Annotated in this window: 4 protein-coding genes and 1 pseudogene; 1 reads left to right on the top strand and 4 read right to left on the bottom strand. The window is 37.0% G+C overall.

Annotated elements, in window-relative coordinates:
• The first annotated feature begins 540 nt into the window (after nucleotides 1–540).
• Entirely contained in the window at nucleotides 541–2,247 is a 1,707-nt protein-coding gene (locus tag T515_RS16930; protein WP_051671821.1) for a tetratricopeptide repeat protein, read from the top strand.
• Between the two features lie 618 nt (nucleotides 2,248–2,865).
• Here the strand turns inward: T515_RS16930 and T515_RS15770 are convergent.
• The 4 genes and pseudogenes from T515_RS15770 to T515_RS17735 form a co-directional block, all read right to left on the bottom strand.
• The gene (locus T515_RS15770) at nucleotides 2,866–4,278 is read right to left on the bottom strand and encodes a relaxase/mobilization nuclease domain-containing protein (RefSeq protein WP_330372698.1); all 1,413 of its coding nucleotides are present in this window, start codon (nucleotides 4,276–4,278) and stop codon (nucleotides 2,866–2,868) included.
• Between the two features lie 99 nt (nucleotides 4,279–4,377).
• Entirely contained in the window at nucleotides 4,378–4,710 is a 333-nt protein-coding gene (locus T515_RS15765) for a plasmid mobilization protein (RefSeq protein WP_036613371.1), read from the bottom strand.
• 2 nt (nucleotides 4,711–4,712) lie between these two features.
• Complete coding sequence (locus tag T515_RS15760) at nucleotides 4,713–4,946, bottom strand: DUF4316 domain-containing protein (protein ID WP_036613369.1); 234 nt, start codon at nucleotides 4,944–4,946, stop codon at nucleotides 4,713–4,715.
• 10 nt (nucleotides 4,947–4,956) lie between these two features.
• Nucleotides 4,957–5,299 (bottom strand): annotated as a pseudogene (locus T515_RS17735) (DNA topoisomerase III); the annotation flags it as partial.

The raw sequence follows: 5,299 nt of genomic DNA, 5'->3' as shown, positions 1-5,299 counted from the left end.
TTTCAACCTTAGTTGTAACTATCCTTTAGTAAAATCCAAATAGGTTTAGCCAAAAAAGAAGAGGATATTTTCTTATATATGTGCTTTACGGAGGATTTTTTCATTGACAAGTGAAAGTGCTTATGTTACGTTTGTGGTACTAAGGATTGTTTTGTGCGTGATTTTTTTAGTTTAATTATCCTATAAGGAGGTTTTTTCATGTGTAAGATTTATTTTGGTCAGATGCATTTGTGGGAGTGCAGAAAATGCGGAAGAACTATAAGAATATCAAAACCACCAGTTAATAGATGTCCTGACGGTGGTTATCATCAGTGGGTACAGGTCGATTAATTCACAGAGTAAGTTTATCTTGCACCTTATGTATTTCCGGTATTGTTGTTCGCAACAATACCTTTTTTACATTATTTAACTTAACTGTGCTTGTGTTTCCTTGCATAATACTAATTCATTCATCAATGCTATAGTTTTAGAAGTCATATTTTACATAATTAACCAATTTATATAAAAGTTTTTTTAAAAATTTTTAACGAAAGGAATAATATGGGTATTTTTGATGATTTTTTGGATAATGCCGCTGATGCATTGGGAAGAACTATTGCAAATAACGAAATTCTTTACAAGGGTTTAACTAATGCTGTTGATTTTATCGATGCAGCTCAGACTTCAATGAATGGCGGAAAAGTTCAGCATTTACAAATTAATGGTAAAGATGTTTCTTCAAAAGGCTCACATATAGGTGAATCATTTGGGAAAACTGTTAAAAATGTCGTTGAATTTTTCACTCCTGAAGAGTGGAAAACAATCGGAAAACTAGCATATAAAATAGCAAGTTTTAACATCCCTGTTTTAGCTGTTATTGATTGGAATAAAATAGCAAATGCTGCTGAGAACATTAATGATAAAGGGGTGTCTGATTACTTAATTAATGAAGTAAACTGGAAAGAAATCGGAAAGGATCTTGTTTTAGCAAAAGCTGAATCTACTGGAATGCCCGTTGAAGTTATTGACGATATGCTCGGATATGTTGATCGCTTTCTAGAGAATAAAGGAGAAAAAATAGATACTAATTCAGAATTAATCACCAACGAAACCACCTCATTACCGATTGCAACCAATGAATCTGCCTCATATACTAATCAAATATTGAATGATATTAATATAGATAATCAGTCTATATATGTTTATGGTTATAATCCTGAAAGTTCAAAGAAAAGTGCTGATATATTAATATCAACAATAAACAGTGAACAACTACAGTCTGTGGCCGAGAATATGTTTTTAAATGGCAAATTGGATGATGCTTTCGAGCTTTTTTTACATCTAGGTGACAATGGTTATCCTCGTGCAATGTATTTTTTAGGTGAATATTTTCATCATAACTATGGTCATATCAAGAAAGATATTAATACCAGCTTTCAATGGAGACGGAAAGGTAGTGAATTAGGGGATCCGTTAGCAGCACTTAATACTGCTTGGGAATTCCCCGTTACCTCAAAGGAACGTGAAGAAATATTAAATACTTATATACCAAGAGTGATTGAAATGGCAGAACAAGGAGATCCATTTGCTCAGAATGAAGCAGCTGACCTATTTTTATCAGGTCAAGGGTGCATGCAAGATAATAACAAAGGAATAGAATTGTTATCCAAAAGTTCTGATAAAGGATATTGGAGATCAACTACCAAACTTGGAAATATTTATAAGGAAGGCGTAATTGTAACACCTGATACTTCTAAAGCAGTTGAATATTATAAAAAAGCAGCCGAATTAGGAGATACAATAGCTCAGAATAGTCTTGCAAATGCATATTATGGCGGAGTAGGAACAAATAAAGATTTAGATTTAGCTAAACACTGGTATCAAGTTGCTGCCGAAAATGGAAATGACAGTGCAATATCAAGTATAGCATATATGTATTATAACGGTGATGGAGTATCAAGAGATACTTCAAAGGCATTCTATTGGGCAAAGAAGGGTGCCGAATTATATGATAATGTAGTTGCAATGGGTTTATTAGGAGTAATGTATTGTAACGGCGAGGGTGTTTCAAAAGATAATCACCAAGCTTTTTATTGGTTAAAAAAGAGCGCCGAATCCGGAGATACATACGCTCAATCAAATCTTGCAGTTTTATACGAGAACGGAATGGGTACAAGTAAAGATTTAAACTTAGCTAAACATTGGTATCAAGTTGCTGCAAATAATGGAGACGGGTCTGCTAAAAATGCATTATCAAGACTGATGTGAAATCATCTGAGCTAATTGTGGTTATCCCGAATCAAATATTATCCCAAAAGTAATGAATGAACGGCTTAACATAAGGTTCTTCATACAAAAATTTTCGGGATAACTATATCTGTGCCTGTGGTTACATTCATATTATTCAATCCTTGACTCATAGGGAATTCGGTATAATATTTTGGCTTGATTTTCTCAACATCTATTGTTTTTAATTAAAAAAAGTCATTGCAAGTACCATATGATGAGGTTTGCTCATTTAAATATTATCCCGAATTCTAAAACTCTCGGTAATGAATTTCTTTGATAGACGCCGTGGATCATTATAAAGTTATCCCGAATTGTAAAGACATATTTCAGTTGAAAACGTCCTGTGTAAAAATATTTCGGGATAACTAATAATTCGGTATAACCAAGATTATCCCGAATTCGGTACAAAAGTCGCAAGCAGTGCCCATTGCCGTACAAATGGGCATTCGCTTGTTGAGGGGTAGCCCCCAATCCCCCAGAACTGACCGCAGAGCATTCAGGGCAAATGAATGTTTTGCCGTCGAGACTTCATGTAAATTTCTTGAAATAAAAAAAGATGGGTGAACAGTATTTCATAAATGCCATCCACCCGTAAATTCATCGTGTATGCTCTTGTACTCTCCGCTTGTCCAACTGATGTTGCTCTTCCTCTATCTTCAGGAACCTGTCGATATCCTGTTTTGCTATCTTTATGTCCATCATTTCCTTCCTTGCTTCCTTATATTCACTGTACAGTTTCCGCTTTTCTTCAAGTACTTCACTGTACTGCTCTGATAGTTCTTTTACCTTCGGCAGTTTCTTACCTTTGTATATGTTGAAGGCTGCCTTCGAAGCTCTGTGCAGGGTTATCTCTTCCCGGTGTGCCTCGAAATAGTCCTTATCGTATCTTAAGTTACGGTATTCATCATAAATCTTCTTTGTCTTTGCGAAATTGATGATGTTCATTTTGAGAGCTGCTATATCATGAAGCTTATCTTCTTTTTCTTTTATCAGCTTTGACACAGCATCAAATCTTTCAGAAGTCTCGGCTGTTTTCTTCTCAAGTTCTTCATAGTCTCTTATACCATTCTCCTGAAGAAACAGAAGAGCTTTGGTGATCTGCTTGACATTATATACCTTTGCCCAGCGTTCATATCCCCTGCCTTTTCCTTCCTGCATCTTCTTATTGATGTCGATGAGAAGATCAAATCCTCTTGAAGATTGTTTGATCTTTCGTTGCTTCCTTTGGTTCTTCCCGGCTTCCTTTCCCTGTTCTTCAGAATAGAACTCATTCTCTCTTAGGATTCGTTTCCTGATATCTTCTTCGGTATATCCTTCCCCAAGAGAAGATAATCGTATGAATCTTTTCTGTCCCTTCCCTCTTACAGAAATATATTTTCCATATTTTATTTCAAACCCGGATTCCTGTAATCGTTTAAGAAATTCATTAAGATCCTTTATATCTTCCTGGAGAATCGTATCAATATGTTCTCTAAGTTCCTTTCTCAGAGATACCCTGTGATAAGGATTCCTGTTATCCCGTTCAGAAGGTCTTCTGGGTTTTATGACAGACAGCGCGTGCTCAAGACACACTATATCACTGACTTTCTGCAGGACCAGAGCTATGAACCATGAATCCCTGAACTTCCTGTCACAATTAAGATTGGTGGAATTGAAGATTATGTGGTTATGTATATGGGCCTTATCGGTATGAGTGGCAACTATAAATGCATGATTTCCTTTAGTGAATCGCATGGCTGTTTCATACCCGACAGCATTGGCCTCTTCCGGCGTGATCTCCCCGGGCTTAAAGGACTGACGTATCTGATAAGCGATAATATCTCCCTTCTGCTTTCGTCCGGTTATCCTGAGATACTCCTGCTTTGCAAGAAGAAACTCCTGATCCACGGTTTCCTTGTCACAGGCATACGAAGAAATGAGTTCTTCATTCTCAGTCTTTTCTCCGTTTTTTGCGTAATCAGTTCTTGCCTTCAGGCACTGGGCTACGGTCTTTCCTTTGTTCTGATGCATGGCGATGAGTCTTGTAGTAGCTATCTGTGATCACCTCCTTCCTAAGGGTATTTGTAATTCAGATAAGATATACTTGAGTCTCATTGTTTCATTACATTATTACTTCTGCAGCCTACTAAGATTTTCAAGGATCTTTCGCATTTCCACCCAGATTAATTTCTGCTGGTTTTGTAATTCTAGGATATCCTTTTCATAGACAGAACCACACTCATTGGCTTTCCTGGCATACTGATTGAGATTATTGGAATTGATGCGAAGGAGACGGATCATCTCCTTCACATCGCTAAGATCCAGCCGGATAAGGTACCCATCTATAGCCATCTTCCGAAGGAATGCACTCTTATTCCTGATCCCGCATTTCTTCATTTTTTCTTTGATGAGCTTGAGTTCCTGCTCTGTCAGTCTCGCTTCAAGACGTTTCCTTTTTTCCATATTTAGTCTCCATCACGGCATAATGATGGTCTCCGGATTTTCTTTGGCTCTCTGAAAAAACTCTTTATCTTTTCTTCATGCTCCCTGATCTTTGCTTTTACTGACTTCTGCTCTTCCTGAATTTTTTCTTCTGATTCTTTCTTCGAACCATTGTTAATGATCCCATCGATGGAGTCATAATCATCCTCCAGGGTCATCTCTGCATTCTTTAAAGGGTTGTCATCTACAGTATTCATGTTGTCCCCCTTATCTTTTCTTCTTATCAAAATCCAAAATAAAACCTGCCTGGCCATCATCTTTTGTGGTTAAAACAAGAGTCGTATCATAGGTCTTTCCTGTCTTTATGGATCTGCACTTCTTTAGTCTGCATCTGCCATCCTTGATAAGTGATACAGCTATTTCCTTTGTCATCTTCTTTGAAAGTGCATCCAGGAATCTGTTATCCTTCCATAGAGCGAACCTGCAGGATTTATTGCTGCAGAAAAAACCTTTTTGTTTTTCCAGAACATCAGAACCACAGCAGGGACATTTCCCAAGAGGCTTGTAATCAGAATTCATAAGTGCTGCAGTATCCTCAACGATCTTGTAG

This window comes from Oribacterium sp. P6A1, from assembly GCF_000702885.1.
Taxonomy (GTDB): domain Bacteria; phylum Bacillota; class Clostridia; order Lachnospirales; family Lachnospiraceae; genus Oribacterium.
This window is presented reverse-complemented; position numbering and strand designations above follow the sequence as displayed.

Coding starts and splice junctions, on each gene's coding strand:
- T515_RS16930 (WP_051671821.1), top strand. CDS start 541: ATGGGTATTTTTGATGATTTTTTGGATAATGCCGCTGATGCATTGGGA.
- T515_RS15770 (WP_330372698.1), bottom strand. CDS start 4,278: ATGCATCAGAACAAAGGAAAGACCGTAGCCCAGTGCCTGAAGGCAAGA.
- T515_RS15760 (WP_036613369.1), bottom strand. CDS start 4,946: ATGAATACTGTAGATGACAACCCTTTAAAGAATGCAGAGATGACCCTG.
- T515_RS15765 (WP_036613371.1), bottom strand. CDS start 4,710: ATGGAAAAAAGGAAACGTCTTGAAGCGAGACTGACAGAGCAGGAACTC.